At 51.5% G+C, this 17067-nt stretch carries 13 protein-coding genes; 7 read left to right on the top strand and 6 right to left on the bottom strand.

Annotated elements, in window-relative coordinates; translation table 11 throughout:
* Window positions 1-144: 144 nt before the first annotated feature.
* Window positions 145-600 carry a molecular chaperone DnaJ gene (locus tag ACFODX_RS06790; RefSeq protein ID WP_378117393.1) on the top strand — a complete coding sequence of 152 codons (456 nt, stop codon included), beginning with the start codon at window positions 145-147 and terminating at the stop codon, window positions 598-600.
* Window positions 601-608: 8 nt separating this feature from the next.
* Here the strand turns inward: ACFODX_RS06790 and ACFODX_RS06785 are convergent, their stop codons facing one another.
* Together ACFODX_RS06785 and ACFODX_RS06780 are read right to left on the bottom strand one after the other, a co-directional pair.
* The gene (locus ACFODX_RS06785) at window positions 609-2588 is read right to left on the bottom strand and encodes a putative bifunctional diguanylate cyclase/phosphodiesterase (protein ID WP_378117391.1); all 1980 of its coding nucleotides are present in this window, start codon (window positions 2586-2588) and stop codon (window positions 609-611) included.
* A 20-nt stretch (window positions 2589-2608) separates the two neighbouring features.
* Window positions 2609-3418 carry a methyltransferase domain-containing protein gene (locus ACFODX_RS06780; protein ID WP_378117389.1) on the bottom strand — a complete coding sequence of 270 codons (810 nt, stop codon included), beginning with the start codon at window positions 3416-3418 and terminating at the stop codon, window positions 2609-2611.
* 37 nt (window positions 3419-3455) lie between these two features.
* Here ACFODX_RS06780 and ACFODX_RS06775 point away from each other — a divergent pair, with 37 nt between their 5' ends.
* From ACFODX_RS06775 to ACFODX_RS06755, 5 genes are all read left to right on the top strand, one after another.
* Window positions 3456-3824: a GIY-YIG nuclease family protein gene (locus tag ACFODX_RS06775; protein ID WP_378117386.1), complete on the top strand. Its 369-nt coding sequence runs from the start codon at window positions 3456-3458 to the stop codon at window positions 3822-3824.
* Entirely contained in the window at window positions 3817-4446 is a 630-nt protein-coding gene (locus ACFODX_RS06770; RefSeq protein WP_378117384.1) for a tRNA-uridine aminocarboxypropyltransferase, read from the top strand. The genes ACFODX_RS06775 and ACFODX_RS06770 overlap by 8 nt, the downstream gene beginning before the upstream one ends.
* A 108-nt stretch (window positions 4447-4554) precedes the next feature.
* Window positions 4555-7473, top strand: a complete 2919-nt coding sequence (locus ACFODX_RS06765; protein WP_378117382.1) for an insulinase family protein — start codon at window positions 4555-4557, stop codon at window positions 7471-7473.
* Window positions 7474-7607: 134 nt separating this feature from the next.
* Window positions 7608-8474, top strand: coding sequence for a PP2C family protein-serine/threonine phosphatase (locus ACFODX_RS06760; protein WP_378117380.1), 867 nt, complete (start codon window positions 7608-7610; stop codon window positions 8472-8474).
* 81 nt (window positions 8475-8555) lie between these two features.
* Window positions 8556-10904 carry a bifunctional serine/threonine-protein kinase/formylglycine-generating enzyme family protein gene (locus tag ACFODX_RS06755; protein ID WP_378117378.1) on the top strand — a complete coding sequence of 783 codons (2349 nt, stop codon included), beginning with the start codon at window positions 8556-8558 and terminating at the stop codon, window positions 10902-10904.
* Between the two features lie 109 nt (window positions 10905-11013).
* Here the strand turns inward: ACFODX_RS06755 and ACFODX_RS06750 are convergent, their stop codons facing one another.
* Window positions 11014-12471: an RsmB/NOP family class I SAM-dependent RNA methyltransferase gene (locus tag ACFODX_RS06750; RefSeq protein ID WP_378117376.1), complete on the bottom strand. Its 1458-nt coding sequence runs from the start codon at window positions 12469-12471 to the stop codon at window positions 11014-11016.
* Window positions 12472-12693: 222 nt separating this feature from the next.
* Here ACFODX_RS06750 and ACFODX_RS06745 point away from each other — a divergent pair, with 222 nt between their 5' ends.
* Window positions 12694-13779, top strand: coding sequence for a Gfo/Idh/MocA family protein (locus ACFODX_RS06745; RefSeq protein ID WP_378117374.1), 1086 nt, complete (start codon window positions 12694-12696; stop codon window positions 13777-13779).
* Between the two features lie 92 nt (window positions 13780-13871).
* Here ACFODX_RS06745 and ACFODX_RS06740 read toward each other — a convergent pair whose 3' ends face one another.
* From ACFODX_RS06740 to uvrB, 3 genes are read right to left on the bottom strand one after another with little or no spacing between them, the layout of a single operon-like run.
* Window positions 13872-14561 (bottom strand): HTTM domain-containing protein, encoded by a 690-nt coding sequence (locus ACFODX_RS06740; protein WP_378118115.1) that lies wholly within the window; start codon window positions 14559-14561, stop codon window positions 13872-13874.
* Window positions 14561-14992, bottom strand: coding sequence for a hypothetical protein (locus ACFODX_RS06735; protein WP_378117372.1), 432 nt, complete (start codon window positions 14990-14992; stop codon window positions 14561-14563). Before ACFODX_RS06735 ends, ACFODX_RS06740 begins: the two co-directional genes overlap by 1 nt.
* A 12-nt stretch (window positions 14993-15004) precedes the next feature.
* Window positions 15005-17017 carry an excinuclease ABC subunit UvrB gene (gene uvrB, locus ACFODX_RS06730; RefSeq protein ID WP_378117370.1) on the bottom strand — a complete coding sequence of 671 codons (2013 nt, stop codon included), beginning with the start codon at window positions 17015-17017 and terminating at the stop codon, window positions 15005-15007.
* Between the last annotated feature and the right edge of the window lie 50 nt (window positions 17018-17067).

Raw genomic sequence — 17067 nt, 5'->3', positions numbered from 1 at the left:
TAACAGTGGCATTATCCAGATAATGCAGACATTTCACGGATATTTTTCAAGGCACAAAATCAGGTCATTAACCTTATGCTGAACATTCTTATTTTCGCGGTAGTGGTCACATCAGCAGTAATTATCAGCGCTCGTTACAAGAGAATGAGCAGCAAAGAACAGCGCAAAACGCTATGGCGCTTGGGCACAGGGATTTTCCTTGGTGTGCTGGTTCTTTTGGTAGTAACCGGGCGTATGCATTGGATAGGGGCTGCCATAGGTGCGCTACTGCCGTTTTTGCGCGCCGGTTTCGGATTGCTAATGCAAGCACTCCCGCTGTGGCTCAAACACAAACAGGGTCAAACCCAGAACCAAGGCAATGAGCAGGGGCAACAGCCTCCGCCGGTCGCAACTGCAGCCATGAATATCACCGAAGCGCTCGGTATTCTTGGTCTCACGGGGGATTTAAACAAAGGCGAAATTACCCAGGACATGGTGCAAGACGCCCATCGTCGGCTGATCCAGAAACTCCATCCGGACCGGGGTGGCAATGATTATCTGGCAGCCAAGATCAATCAAGCACGCGATATTTTGATTAACAATATCACCGGCAAACCTTAACTTTTTTATTATTCATCGCCAAGTCGCAATTGATGCACCAGCCACTGCTCTACGGGTTCTGGTTTACTGTATAAATATCCTTGATGGTTCACCAGAGCCCGCTCGTTTAAGAAGTTTGCCTGCGCTTCGGTTTCTACACCCTCAGCAACAACGCGCAAACGCAAATGTTTAGCCACGGCTAGAATAGTTTCCACCAGAACTGCATCACCGCTGTTTTCCGGTGCGTCCTGCACAAACATTTTATCAATTTTTAATTCATGGATTGGCAGACGTTTCAAATAAGATAGAGATGAATAACCTGTGCCAAAATCATCGATAGAAAAATGAATGCCCAAGGTAGTTAATTCACTCATTTTGGCAATCGCATCATTCACATTGTCAACCAATAAACCTTCTGTTATTTCCAGCGTAAGTTTTCCCGCATCAACGCCGGTATAGGCAATGGTATTTTTGATCCAATTGACAAAATTGCTGTGCCTGAAGTGACGCGGGCTGATATTGACGGCAATGCGCAAAGGACGCTCGCGCAGAGGAGCACTCGCTAACAATTGGCAGACTTGCTCAAACACCCACTTATCGATATCGGCAATCAAATCCGTGTCTTCGGCAACAGGAATAAACATTACCGGTGGCACCAAACCGCGTTGCGGATGCAACCAGCGCACCAAGGCCTCTGCACCAACTAACTTGCCATTAGCATCAACCTGGGACTGCAGATAAAGCTGCAGCTCACCGCGCGCTATACCTTGGCGCAACTCGCGCTCGACTTGAAAGTAATGCTCGGCGTTATTGCGCATTTCTGCTTCAAAAAACAGTGCCTGGTTGCCACCCAATTTTTTGGCTTTGTGCAAGGCATTATCAGCGCGTTTTATTACCTCGTCAGCAGAGTCATTGCCCTCAGGAAAGAGCGTTAGCCCAAGGCTGAGGGTGAGGCGTATTTCATCGCCATTCACCACAAAGGGAGCAGCTATGACTTGTTGGATGTTATTCACAATCATCATCGCAATGTGACTTGTGGGTTGTGAATTGTTGAGATGGCTGCGCACCAGAACCGCAAATTCATCGCCCCCCATACGCGCCAAAGTATCACCATTGCCAACCACACTAGCGACTCGCTCAGCCAAGGCTTTGAGTAGATTGTCACCAATAGCTTGGCCGCGTGCATCGTTGATTTTTTTAAAGCGGTCTACATTAAAAAGAATCAAAGCGCCCTGGCAATCATCCGGTGAAGTTTGTGTGATGCATTGTGTCAGACGATCCGTTAATAAGGAGCGATTGGGCAGGTCGGTTAACGCATCAAAATAAGCCAGGTAATGGATACGCGCTTCCGCTTGTTTCATCTCGGAAATATCGCGCGAAATACCAAATACACCAACAACCTCGCCGGCATCATTGCGTAGCGGCCCCTTGGTAGCAAGATAGGTTAAATCGCCATCGGCTGTGGTGAGTACCTCGGTAAACGTCAGTGTTTTGCATTGCTGCATTACACTCAGGTCATTTGCCATAACGGTTTCTGCCTGAGGCGCAGAAAAAATAGCACGGTCATCTTTACCTAAAACAGCACTGCTCGTTTTACCGGTGACGCGCTCGGCCTCACGGTTAAAAAGTAAATATCGCCCCTGCAAATCCTTGGCAAAAATGGCGTCGGTAGAATTGGCCGAAATAGAGTCAAGCAGCAACATTGCCCTTAGCTTTTCTTCATTAACCTCGCGCTGCCGACGCGATGCCTCCAGCGCCATGCCAACTTGAGTGCGCACCAGCAAATACAGCATCACCGAGGTGAGAAAGACAAATGCCCAGCCTTTAACAGTACTAATGAAAGTAATCGTGGCAGGGTCACTAAATAGCCAGTAGAGCAATTGATCGGACAATAAAATGTATAGCGCAGAAAAGGTGGCATAAATTAATGCGAGCTTAAAGCCTATGGCTGACGCGGTTGCGGTTGGACTGGACTCACCGGCATTACGGCGCACAAAAAAATGACCCATTATGAATAGCCTCCTGATTTTTATTCTGTGGATTTGGCTAACAGATGAATGTAACGCCCCAGCGAGCGGTAGGGTTCCTGCTGAGAAAAAGCCAGCTCCATTTGCACCAGTTGCTCCGGCGCGCGCGCGCGATGCTCCTCGTTGAAAATATAGTCGTGAAATACCCGAATACCACTGTGGGCGAGCACTACCAAGGGCAGTTCTGAAAGCCACTGCATTACCCGTGCGGGATCAAGGGGATTAATCGGGGTGAGGCTTCCTTTGGAGCCGCCGTAACTCTGCTCGATGATTTTTTTAAAGTTGGTACGCAGCAGATTTTTATAAATCAGGGAATGTAGGTTGTAAAAAGTCAGGGATAAATAACCACCCGGTTTTAAATGTCGCAATAAACAAGGCAATAGTTCCTTGGGTTCTTGCATCCACTCCATTACCGCGTGGCAAATCACCAAGTCAAAGGTTAGCTCTGCTGGCGATAAATGTTGGGGCAAGTCCTGCAGGGCGCAGTGAATGAGCTGGACATTTTCCCCCAAGCCGGCTTCGATCACTTGCTGTTCTGCAAGTTTCAACATCTCGGCCGAAATATCACAAATCACCACTTTGTGCCCGGCTTTGGCTAATTGCAGGGAAAATTGCCCTTGGCCACCGCCCGCATCCAGGATGCGCCACACACGGGTTTCGCCGCCAAAAGGAACAACTGGGATATGTTCACGACAGTCGCGTTCCAGCACCGCCAGGCGGATATCGCCTTTTAAACCACCGTAAATATTTTTTTTAAAGCGCTTCGCCAAATCATCAAAATTGCGATCCTGACTGCTGGATTCTTTTGCCATATACTTTCCGTTCACTCAACTAATTGGCGCCACACGCTTGCACGAGCCAAACCCCGACAATAACTGGTTGGTTTACATGATCCTCACCAGTGACAACCAAGTTTACACCGGAATTACCACGGATATGCCGCGCCGCTGGCAGGCCCATACTTCAGGCCGCGCGGGTGCGCGCTATTTTCGTGGCCGCACGCCAGTGCAGTTATGTTTTTTGGAGGCGGACCACACTCGCTCCAGTGCCAGTAAACGTGAATACGCACTCAAAGCACTGAGTGCCAAAGCGAAACGAACCCTGATTAGCCAGCAGCAATCGACCTGTTTACTGTTAATGGAAAAACTCGGTGTGGCGCACCTTGCCCATGGGGATAAATTGCCAGTGGCAGGCCAGCCAGGATTGCAGGATGAATAAAGCTTCACATTCACGCGCCCGCTGCAGTCACTGCTTGCGCCCTTTGCCTACCTGCCTATGCCGGTTTATTCAAGCCATCGACAATCAGGTAGAGCTGGTGCTGTTGCAACATCCGGAAGAATCGACCAATGCAAAAAATACCGCGGGTTTGTTGCATTTAAGTTTAAAAAACAGCCAGCTGTTAGTGGGCGAAACGTTTGCAGATACGCTATTGCAGCCACTGCTCTACGCAGATGGGCGACTTCCCCTGTTGCTCTACCCTGCTCTGGCGGATTACCGTTCGCTGGGAGTAATGCCGCCGCCAACAACACCTGACTTGAGCAACATTAACGCACAACAATTGCGTTTGATTGTGATTGATGCCACTTGGCGCAAGAGCCGAAAAATGCTCTACCTCAACCCGCTACTGCAACAATTACCCCTGTTAAGCCTGGACAATACGCCAGCTTCCATTTACAAAATTCGCAAGGCACATAGCGAAAATCAGCTTTCAACCCTGGAGGCAAGTTGCTACGCTCTACAACAACTTGAGCGGCAAGCTGTTCACTATGAGCCACTATTACAGGCGATGGTGAATTTTATTGCACAACTCGCTGCTTTTATTCCCCAGCAAAATAATTGAGCAGCTATTAACACCCGATTTTTTAACACCCGATATTTTCCCAGCGCGTTTTTATCACGCGAACTGCAACCCTGATGATCCAGAATTTTCCAAGAGAGTTATGAGCTTATGAGTTATCCAACGTTTGAATTATTGCGCAGCCAGGATATCGATGCATTGAAGCTTCGTGTTGAAGAATATCGCCATAAAGTAACAGGTGCGCAGCATATTCATTTAGCGGCTGACAATAATGAAAACGTCTTTCTGGTCGCACTGCGCACAGTGCCCCATGACTCCACCGGCGTCGCCCATATACTTGAGCATACGGCGCTGTGCGGCAGCCAAAAGTATCCAGTGCGCGACCCCTTTTTTATGATGGTGCGCCGCTCGCTCAACACTTTTATGAATGCCTTCACCAGCTCTGATTGGACGGCCTACCCTTTTGCCAGCCAGAACCAAAAAGATTTTAATAATTTGCTGGATGTCTACTTGGATGCGGTATTTTTTTCACGCCTGGATGAACTGGATTTTGCGCAGGAAGGTCATCGTGTTGAGTTTGCCGAAACCGACAACCCCAACTCGGATCTGGTATTTAAAGGAGTAGTGTTTAATGAAATGAAAGGCGCCATGAGTTCGGTGTCTTCACAGCTCTGGCACACCCTCTGTAAATACTTGTATCCCACAACGACTTATCACTACAACAGTGGTGGCGAACCGGAAGATATTCCCAATTTAACTTATGCGCAGTTAAAAGAGTTTTATCGCACCCACTATCACCCCAGCAATGCGATTTTTATGACCTACGGCGATATACCGGCAGCCGTACATCAAGAGAAATTTGAAACCCGCGCCTTGAGCCAGTTTGAAGCCTTGGATGAAGTGATTGCTGTAGGTGATGAAAAACGTTACCACGCACCGATTGCGGTCGAAGAGGCCTACCCGATTGAAGAGAGCGATGCCGATAATCTGGATGAAAAAAATCATCTGGTGATAGCCTGGTTATTGGGCAAAACCACCAATCTGGATGAAGCGCTGGAAGCCCAATTGGTATCCAATATCCTGCTGGATAACAGCGCCTCTCCGCTGCAACAAGCACTGGAGACTACCGAGCTGGGGCAAGCGCCCTCGCCTTTGTGTGGCCTGGATGATTCATCCCGTGAGATGGCGTTTGTCTGCGGCCTTGAAGGTTGCAAGCTGGAAGACGTCACTCAAGTGGAAGCGCTGATTTTGGATACCCTGCGCAAGGTTGCCGAGCAAGGCATACCACAAGAACAAATTGCAGCATCACTTCACCAGTTGGAATTATCCCAGCGCGAAGTGGGAGGCGATGGTTATCCCTACGGTTTGCAGTTAATTCTTACCGGACTCACCTCGGCAACCCACCGCGGCGATCCTATCGCCCTGCTGGATGTGGATGCGGCCCTGGAAAACCTGCGCCGTAAAACCCAGGACCCGGCGTTTATTCAACAGGCAGTACGCAAATGGTTGCTGGACAACCCGCACCGTGTGCGCCTGACCCTGCGCCCGGATGCACAAATGGGCGAGCGGATCAAAGCGGCAGAAAGCGCGCGTTTAGCCGCGATGAAAGCCGCGCTAAGCGAGGAGCAAAAGCAGGCAATCATCGCCCGCGCCCATGCCCTGCAGGAGCGCCAACAGCAACATGACGACGAAAGTATTCTGCCCAAAGTTGATTTGACCGATATCCCCGCCAACCTGCATTACACCGCAGGCAGCCATGAGCTATTCCACCACTACCCGCTGCGCCGCTATGCGGCGGGCACCAATGGCCTGGTTTACCAACAGATCACCTGCAAACTGCCTGCACTCAGCGAGGCGCAAATCAAGATCCTGCCTTTCTACTGCATCTGCCTGACTGAACTGGGCGCAGGCGACAAAGATTACCTGGCTACCCAGCGCTGGCAGGCAGAAGTAGTTGGCTCCATCAGCGCATATAGCAGCATTCGTGGTGCCAGTGATGATGTGCAGGCCATAGATGCCTACCTGACACTCTCAGCCAAAGCATTGAGCCGTAACAGCGCTGCACTTAACGACTTGATGCAGACCACCTTATTGGAAGTGCGCTTTGACGAACACAGTCGCATCCGCGAGTTGATCGCCCAGAGTCGTGCGCGCCGCGAGCAAAGCATTACCGGTAATGGCCACAGCCTTGCCATGACCGCAGCCTGCGCCGGGATGAGCCCGGCCGCCAAGGTATCGCACCAATTGAGTGGGCTTGAAGGCATTGCCGCACTCAAAGCCCTGGATAATTCACTGAACGATGCCCAGGCCCTGGCCGGTTTCGCTGCGCAGCTCAAGGCCATCCACCAACTGGTGCTGACCGCTCCCAAGCAATTTTTGATTGTGGGTGAGCAAGAACATCTGGATATCTATCGCGACAACCTGCAGGCGCGCTGGCCAGCGGAAGCCACCAACAATGACTTCGCCCACTTCACCCTGCCCCCGGTGAAAGAAACCATTCGCGAGGCTTGGATCACCAATACCCAAGTTAACTTCTGTGCCAAAGCCTACCCCACAGTGCCTAGTGATCACCCGGACGCTGCAGCACTTACGGTGCTGGGCGGCTTTCTGCGTAATGGCTTTTTGCATCGCACCATTCGCGAACAGGGTGGCGCTTACGGTGGTGGTGCGAGTCAGGACAGCAACAGTGCTGCTTTTCGCTTTTACTCCTACCGCGACCCGCGCTTAACAGAAACTCTGGCGGATTTCGATGCATCACTGGAATGGCTGCAAACGACCGATCACCCATGGCAGGCGGTGGAAGAAGCCATTCTGGGCGTGATTGGCAGTATTGATAAACCCGGCTCGCCCGCCGGCGAGGCAAAATCCACCTACCAGGCTGAATTGTTTGGTCGCACCCGCGAAAAACGCGAGCAATTCCGCAACCGGGTATTGGCGGTGACCGCTGAGGATTTAAAGCGTGTTGCAGCCACTTATCTGCAAACAGAAAAAGCCAGCATCGCGCTGGTTACCCATGCGGGCCAGAAGGATATTGTTGAACGCCTGGGCCTTGCTATAAAGACCTGTTAGTGGTGCTGCTGGCGCTGCAATCAAGTGTGCCGGGGCGCATAGATTTGCCCCGGCCAGATAGTTTTGAAGCATAAAGTCATCTAGTATTGCCGGATCAATCCGAACAATAACTGGCATGACGCTGACCTCAACCTATGACCACCAAACCGCTTGATTACAGCGCTGCCTCCCACCCGGGACTCACCCGCAGCAATAACGAAGACTGCTTTCTCAGCAAGCCGGAACAGGGTCTATGGTTGGTCGCCGATGGAATGGGCGGGCACGAAGCCGGCGAAGTCGCCAGCGCCATAGTGCGCGACACCATCGAACAAAACACTCGCAACAATCCCCAGCTGTCGTTATTGGATGCTATCCAGCAGGCACACCTGAGTATTATTCGCTCGGCGCGCCAGGGGGTGGGGGCGCCGGGTATGGGGTCAACCGTTGTCGCCTTAAAAAGCCATAAAGATCGCTATCAAATTGCCTGGGTTGGCGACAGCCGCGCTTACCTTTGGACACCCAACCGCGAAGGCGGACGCCTGGAACAACTGAGCACTGATCACTCCTACGTACAAATGTTGGTGGAGAGCGGTGCAATAAAAGCCGAGGACGCCGATTTTCACCCGGAAAAAAACATCATTACCCAGTGCTTGGGCATGCAGGAATTACCGCTGGTAAAAGTGGATCACCTGGAAAACCAATGGCAGGAAAATCAGTGGGTGTTACTCTGCAGCGACGGTTTGACCGATGAAGTTAACGATAAAACCATCGCCCAAATTTTATGTGACTCCAGCGATTGCCTGGCAGCGGTTGACCAGCTAATGCATGCCGCACTCACCAACGGCGGGCGCGACAATATCACCCTGCAGATTATTGAATCACCGGTGCGGCCGGCCGAGCCGCGCAAACGGTTAAAGGAATTTATTCCGCAATTGACCGGCAACCTCAAACAGGACAGTTGGATTTTTGGCTTGTCCATCGCCTCGCTGCTGGGGCTGTTGTTTTATGTTGTGCTGAGCTGACGCGCTCAGCGGGCACGGATTGTCGGGCCGCGTTTAAACCTTATAACCTTGTTAAAACCTTATAAATAGATACTTGTTGTTATGGCGCTGCAAATTCCCGGTTACCGGGTAGTTCGAAAAATAAACCAGGGTGGCATGTCCACCGTTTACCTCGCGATTCAAATTAGCGTGGGGCGTGTTGTCGCCTTAAAGGTGATGAATCCACAACTCAATAACGACCCGGCGTTCAGCGAACGTTTCCAGCGCGAGGCCACCATTGTCGGCCAGTTATCCCACCCGAACATAGTGGCGATTTACGACATAGGCCGCCATGAAGATTTAAATTACATCGCCATGGATTACCTGCCCAACGGCTCGGTACACGACCGCATGTCCACGGGGCTGACGGGTGAAGAAGTGCTGCGTGTGATTCGCGAAGTAGCCAGCGCGCTGGATCACGCCCACGAAAAAGGCTACGTGCATCGCGATATAAAACCGGAAAATATTTTATTCCGCACCGACAATTCCGCCGTGCTGTCAGACTTTGGCGTTGCGCGCGGTGTATCGGCAAATTCGCGCATGACTCATGTGGGCACGGTTGTGGGCACACCGCATTACATGAGCCCGGAACAAACCAAAGGCAATAATGTTGATGGCCGCTCGGATTTATACAGCCTGGGCATAGTGTTTTATGAAATGCTCACCGGCAGCTTGCCCTACCAGGGTGAAGAAGCGGTGACTATTGCACTGAAACACATCAGCGCCCCCATTCCCAAACTGCCGCTGCAATATCTCGCCTATCAAAAAATTCTGGATAAATTGCTCGCCAAAGATCCCGAGCAGCGCTTTCAGCGCGGGCGCGATTTAATTCAAGCCATCGATGAGCTGGAAAAAAATTTCCATACACCGCTCACCAGTAGCGTGCACCCCACTGACCTCACGGTCATTGCCCTGGCGCGTGCTCTGGTCAATGCCACGGTGCACGCCCTGCGCTGGCGCTGGAATAAATTGCGCGCGTTGCGCTGGAGCCCGGAGCGCGGTTTTTATGCGCGCCCCTCTTCCAAAATCACCGAGATTTTTTTCAACGAGGGCCAATCGTCCATCCATTCCCAGCGAACCCAAATCGCTACGCGGGTGAATGGTGCCCTGGATGAAAAACACACACATCACAAAAAACTGGCAGTTGGTTTTTTGTTGGTTGTTGCCCTGCTCGGCCTTGGCGTTTGGTGGAATAAAGGCTTACAGGACATATCGCCCGCAGAAACCATTGCGACAAACAGCGCTGCAAACAACACCACAAACAACACCAGCAACCCGGCACAGGTATCCAACACCCAAGCAACAACACCCTTTGCAGGTGCGCAACCGGTGGCAACGGCGGCCCTGCCTATGGCCAATGATTCAGGCGATGGCAGCGCCATGGCCGCGGTGGACATGACAAGCGGCAACCTCGCGGTGGAATCCAGTGCAGCGGCCAGCAGCGAACCACTCATCACCTTTGCGCTGCAGGTTAAAACTGTTCCCGCCCAGGCGCGGGTGCGGGTGTTAAATATTCCCGAGCGCTACCAACCCGGTATGCAATTGCCACCCGGTTCTTATCACCTTGAAGTGAGTCACCCGGGCTACGACATGCAGCGCAGTTGGGTAGAAATTACCGATCAGGATTTATCGCCCTCCTTCACCCTGAATCAAAGTTTAAAACCGGGTGAAGCCATGAGCAGTGAATTAGTGGCGGCGATTAAAAGCCAGGGGCCGGAAATGGTGCGCATCCCTAGCGGTAGTTTTTTAATGGGACACAAAGACACAGTGACAGCTATGCCCGTGCACAAAGTCACCATTAATAAAGCCATCGCCATGAGCAAATATGAAATCACTTTTGATGATTACGATATTTTTGCCCAGGCAACTAACCGCGCGCTGCCCAGCGACAACCGCTGGGGCCGCGGCAATCGACCGGTGATTAATGTGAACTTTGAAGATGCCCGCGCCTACGCCAAGTGGCTGAGTGAAACCACCGGCAAAAAATACCGCCTGCCCACCGAAGCTGAGTGGGAGTATGTCGCGCGCGCAAATAGCAAAAGCTTGTTTTGGTGGGGCGATGATGTGAAGGACGCCGCTGGCCGCGCCAATTGTCGTCGCGGCTGCAACAGCAAATTCTCCGGTTTATTTGGCGCTAAAACCGCACCGGTTGGCAGCTACCCCGCCAATGCCTTTGGTATTTACGATACCGCCGGCAATGTGGCTGAGTGGGTGGAGGATTGTTTTGCCGACAACTACAACCTGCACCCTAAAAATGGCCAGGCGCTGCTGATCAAAAACTGTGATGCGCGGGTGGTGCGCGGCGGCTCCGCCAAAGACAATGCCGAGCGTTTAGCCAGCCACATCCGCGATTACCATCACGCCGAAATTTTTGATTCGCATTTGGGTTTCAGGGTAGTGATGGATTTATAAACACTCGCCCTCATTTGCATTAGCGCAATTAAAAAGCCCTTGCCGAAAATCCGGCAAGGGCTTTTTGTGGTTAGACCTTTTTGTAGTACGACCTTCGCTTAGCACCTGATCAGGCTTGTTTGCCCAAAACCGCCACAAACATAGTGTCAGAATCTATTTCCGGGGCGCCCAGCAGGGTTTGCGATTCCACTGAAAAGCCCGGATGCTGATTTAAAAACCATTGCACCTGTTGTTCATTTTCGCTCACCTGCCAACTGCAGGTGGCGTAAACCAAACGACCACCATTGCGCACAGCCGGAGCGGCATGGGTCAGCAATTGTTGTTGCAGTGCGATTAACTCGGCAGTATCGGCCAGTTCAAAACGCCAGCGAGCATCAGGGTTGCGGCGCCAGGTGCCGGCTGAACTGCAGGGTGCATCAATCAATACCCAATCGAATCCATTTTGCTGCGCCGCCTCTTTGGGCAAGCGTAGCGCCTCTGCGCCATCCCAGGTAAAGGCACGCACATTAAAGATATCTGCACGTTTGGCGCGGCGTTTTAATTCGTCCAATTTATAGGCGTGTAAATCGGTGGCGAATACAGCGCCTTTGTTATTCATACGCGCCGCAATAGCCAGGGTTTTGCCACCGGCACCGGCACAGGCGTCCCACACTTTCTGGCCCGGTTTTGCAGCCACGGCCGCCGCGATTTGCTGGCTCGCCAGATCCTGGATTTCCACCAAACCTTCTTTATAAGCCTGAGTGGTATGAACCCCTGCTCCACCCTGGGCAGCCAAGCCCTGCTCCCCCAGCAATACCTTTACGCCCTGCTGTTCCAGGCTGCTGGCCACTTCAGCTGGCTGCGCATTTTTTTGCACCCGCAACCACAGCGGCGGTGTGCTGACTTGCTGGGCGATAAACTTGTGCAGCGTCTGCTCACTCCACCCACTCTGGGTTTGACGCGCGGTTAACAAATCGCCCCACTGCGGACGCAAGCCATGCCATAACAAAAAAACCGGCGCTTCAGCAGGGTTTAGCTGGCTAACCCATTGCCTGAAAAATGCACGGCGCGCTTCGGCATCGCGCAGCTGCGCCTGATTTTTTTTGGCTTGGTCGCCCTGCACTCGCAATTGAATCCAGTACCAAAAAGCAATGGGGGATATTGCCTGCAAATCGCGCGGCTGCCAGCCGGAGTCCCAGTGGTTCCAGTCGGTCGCCGGGGCTGAGCCATCAAGACTGCGGCGATAGGCATACTCAAGCGCGGCGGCTAGCTGCTGGAAACGCAGCGCCGAAAACATCGCAAGGCTGAGTGCAATGGTATCTGCCGCCTCACTGGCTGCGCGCGCGGCGGTGGATTTGGCCGGCTTGAATTTGTTGTGTTTTTTAACCTCATCATACTCAGGCTTAGACGTTGGGCCTGAATGTGCCAAGGGGCGCACTGCCGTTTTTAACCACTTGTCCAGGGGCTGGGTGCCAGCAACTGCCAGCCAGGCACGCCACAGCGGCACTAAACGGGAGTCTTCAAAATTCGAGGCATCTGCAATGGCGCCAGTGGAGGGTGAAAAGGTCTGCTCGGTAAAATTTTGCATAGGTGCCAGTGCCAGAATCAGGTGAGCCCGCAAAGGGGCGACGAATAAAAAAGCGCCATTCTATCAGTCAAGCCGGGCATAAGCTGCTGTCACCCACGCAGCAAAGTAAACGCAGGTAATTTTTTGTTTATCGGTTTGCACAGAGTCACCTTGACGATTACAACTAGCTTCAGGAATGTGGCCAAGCGGCTGCTCAATATTTGCAATACTGAGGTAAATAACATGAATCAGGTATCACGTCGCCAGCTCTTAAAAACGCTGGGAGCGATGGGCCTTGTTGCCAGCGCACCCGGTGTATTTGCCAACACGATTGGACGCAAGCGCCTGGGGGTGGCTCTGGTTGGATTGGGTTATTACAGCCGCGATTTACTCGCCCCTGCCCTGCAGTTAACGCAACACTGTTATCTGGCTGGCATAGTGACCGGCTCGCCGGAAAAAATTCCGCAGTGGCAAAAAAATTATCGCATTGCCGATTACAACGTATACAACTACGACAACATGCACGAGTTGGCGAACAACCCGGATATCGATGTGGTTTACGTAGTAACGCCCACCGGCACCCACAAAAAATTCACCGAAATTGCCGCGAATGCAGGCAAACACGTCTGGTGTGAAAAACCCATGGCGATGAATGCACGCGAGTGTCAGGACATGATTGATGTGTGCAAAAAAAATAAAGTGCAACTCACCATTGGCTATCGCATGCAGCATGAACCCAATACCCAGCGCATCATGCAATTTGCCAAACAAAAACCCTATGGCGATATCAAAACCATTATTGCCGAGGCCGGCTACAACGGCACAGGGGCAAGTTATTCCTGGCGCGCCGATCCCGCCATGGGTGGCGGCGCCATGTATGACATGGGCGTTTACCCGCTCAATGCCGCACGTTACACCGCGGGTGAAGAGCCTATAGCAGTGGCCTCAGCAACCATGAGTAGCACCACTGAAGTCTATAAAAATGTGGATGAAACCACGCACTTTGAATTGGAGTTTGCCAGCGGTACGCGCGCAAAATGCGCAACCAGCTACGCGCAAAGTATGAATCACCTGCGCGCTGAATGCGCAAACGGTTGGTACGAATTAAAACCCTTCCAGTCCTACAGTGGCGTTAAGGGACAAACCAGTAGCGGCATTATTTTGCCTGCCGCGCCGGAGAACCAACAAGCGCGACAAATGGATAACGATGCCTTGGCGATTATCAATAAATCACCGGTATTAGTTCCGGGTGAAGAAGGCATGAAAGACATAGTAATTGTGGAAGCGGTATTTAAAGCGGCAAAAGAAGGTAAACGCATCGCGCTTTGATTATTTTTAATTGTTTTTAGTTGTTTTCAATTTTAATTGTCATCACCTGCCCAAACGACTCCCGCAAAACCTGCGGGAGTGAGCGGTACAATTTACATGATCTCCATCATACGCTGCTGAAACCAAATAATTACCGGATAAGCCGCGGGCCAAATCCAAAAAAAGCGATTCAACCCAAACAAACAGGCATTCGCCAAATGAAATAACCCGGCGATAAATAACGCGATAAAAAGCATCGTTTGATTTAACAGTGCCAGTGGAAATAAAAGTTCAAACGCAATAACCGCCCAAGTCATTACCCACAATAACCCCGGCTTTTGCGCCCACTCGCGCACAGCATTGCTTACCGGATAGGCACTGAGTGCAAAAACCTGCTGCAAGGCTTCACCACTACGCCACTGGGCATTAACCAGCTTCACCCAACCCGATTGAAAATACGACAGCGTTAATTGAATGGCCAAATAACCCAACGCAATTTCTTGCCAGTAACGGGTCGGCGCCAAATGCGATAAACACAAACAGAGCAATACCAACAAGGTCATAGTATCGCTACCGCCGTTGTAAGGGCCGCGGTAGCGACTAATCAACACAGCCGCCGTTCCCAGCAATGCCAGCTCTATCAACAGTGGTTGAAATCCCAGCATCAATAAAATGGCCAAACCGGCGCGCACCAAACCCAGCGTTTTCTCCCATGCCAAGCCGCGCAATAATTCCAGGCTCTGTTGAAAAATCGCCACACCTAAAATAATTTCTGCCCAGCGCACCGCGAGTTCCAGCGTCATCACACTGGCTCCCGCTGTAATGAAATGGGTTCAGACATAAATGCCAACTCGTCCTTCAGCTGACCTGCCTCTTTGCTCAAAGCCCGCACGCGAAATACCAAATAAAGCGCCGATCCCGCATTAAGCTCGCCAGTGTTTACAGCACGCAACAACCGCTCGGCAATTTTTTGCGCGTGAAAAGCGGAATCAGTTTCCAACAAATGCTCAGCGCAAGTATTCAAATACAAGCGCTCGTTCCACTCCGGGTTATAAAACAAACGCTGCAAACCCACCGCAACACCCACTCGTTCCGGCAAGGGCCGAAACGGAAACCACTCCAGCGGCTCAGCATGTTTTTCAGCTAGCCAGGCAATATCAATACGCGGCGATGGACCCACGCTGCTAAAAAAGCGCCAGGAGGGAAACAGAATGGGCAGGAGGAGTTTTAACATTCAAACACCTGACTACATAGCCTTGTGCTTCAACTTCTCAATTTCATCGCGCAATTTAGCGGCCACTTCAAACTCCAAATCTTTTGCGGCTTGGAACATTTGTTTTTCCATCAGCTCGATGGTTTTCCAAATGTCTTTGCCGTTGGCTTCTACTTTGTATTTGCCGCTGCGTTCGGCGATGGCCATGGCTTTGTTGCGTGCGCTGCGGCCGCCGGCGCCGGGCACCACTGAACCTTCCAAAATGTCAGTGATATTTTTATTGATACTTTTAGGTGTAATGCCGTGTTTGAGATTGTGGTCGATTTGTTTTTGGCGGCGGCGATCAGTTTCATCAATAGCGCGCTGCATGGAGCCAGTAACCCTGTCGGCATACAAAATAGCTTTGCCGCGCATGTTGCGCGCCGCGCGGCCAATGGTTTGGATAAGTGATCGATCCGAGCGCAAAAAGCCTTCTTTATCCGCATCCAAAATCGCAACCAGCGATACCTCCGGCATATCCAAACCTTCGCGCAATAAGTTGATGCCGACCAGCACATCAAATTGGCCCAAGCGTAAATCGCGAATAATTTCCACTCGCTCAACCGTATCAATATCCGAGTGTAAATAACGCACACGCACGCCGTGTTCACCCAAATATTCGGTGAGGTCTTCCGCCATGCGTTTAGTGAGCACGGTAATTAATACGCGGTCGCCCTGCTCTACGCGCAAACGAATTTCCGAGAGCACATCATCCACTTGGGTAGTGGCCGGGCGAATTTCAATTTCCGGATCAATCAAGCCCGTGGGGCGCACTACCTGCTCAACTACTTGCCCCTGCTTTTCAGCTTCGTATTTGCCGGGCGTGGCCGAGACCATAATCATTTGTGGCGCTATGTGCTCCCACTCGTCAAAGCGCATGGGGCGATTGTCCAGCGCGGAGGGCAAACGAAAACCGTATTCCACCAGCGTTTCTTTGCGCGAGCGGTCGCCTTTGTACATGGCGCCAATTTGCGGAATAGTCACGTGGCTTTCGTCGATCACTAACAAGGCATCTGGCGGCAAATAATCAAATAAGGTGGGCGGCGCCTCACCGGGGTTGCGGCCCGACAAATAGCGCGAATAGTTTTCAATACCGTTGCAGTAACCCAACTCCTGCATCATTTCCAAATCAAAACGGGTGCGCTGTTCCAGCCGCTGCGCTTCCACTAATTTATTATTTTCACGCAGGTATTCCAGACGAACGCGCAATTCTTCTTTGATATTTTCAATCGCTTCCAGAATTTGTTCACGCGGCGTTACATAGTGGGATTTGGGGTAAATAGTAAAGCGCGGCACTTTTTGCAGCACTTCGCCGGTGAGCGGATCAAATATGGAAATTTGTTCCACTTCATCGTCAAACAATTCAATACGCACGGCTTCAATATCGGAATCGGCCGGATAAATATCAATCACTTCGCCGCGCACACGATAAGTCGCGCGTGCAAAATCCATGTCGTTGCGGGTGTATTGCAGTTCTGCCAAGCGCCGCAAAATTTGACGCTGATCGATTTTGTCGCCGCGCACTATGTGCAGCAACATTTTCATGTAGGCGTCCGGGTCACCCAAACCATAAATGGCGGAAACAGAAGCAATAATAATGGCGTCTTTGCGCTCCAGCAGCGCTTTGGTCGCCGACAAACGCATTTGCTCTATGTGCTCGTTTACCGCTGAATCTTTTTCAATAAAAGTATCGGACGATGGCACATAAGCTTCGGGTTGGTAGTAGTCGTAGTAGGAAACAAAATATTCCACCGCGTTGTTGGGGAAAAATTCTTTAAATTCACCGTATAACTGCGCGGCCAAGGTTTTGTTGTGCGCCATGATCAGCGTGGGCCGCTGCACCTGCGCAATCACATTAGCTACGGTAAAGGTTTTACCGGAACCGGTGACCCCGAGCAGGGTCTGGTGTGACAGGCCAGCCTCTATGCCCTGTACCAGGCCGGCGATAGCAGTGGGCTGATCACCAGCGGGTGCAAACTCGCTATTAACCACAAATTGTTTAGACATAATCACTCAACAAGGGCGTAAAAATTGACGAAGGAAAGGATTGTAACTAA

This window comes from Cellvibrio fontiphilus (assembly GCF_042646205.1).
GTDB classification, from domain to species: Bacteria; Pseudomonadota; Gammaproteobacteria; order Pseudomonadales; family Cellvibrionaceae; genus Cellvibrio; species Cellvibrio fontiphilus_A.
Note: the sequence above shows the minus strand (reverse complement) of the source record. Positions and strands in the feature narration are given on the sequence as shown.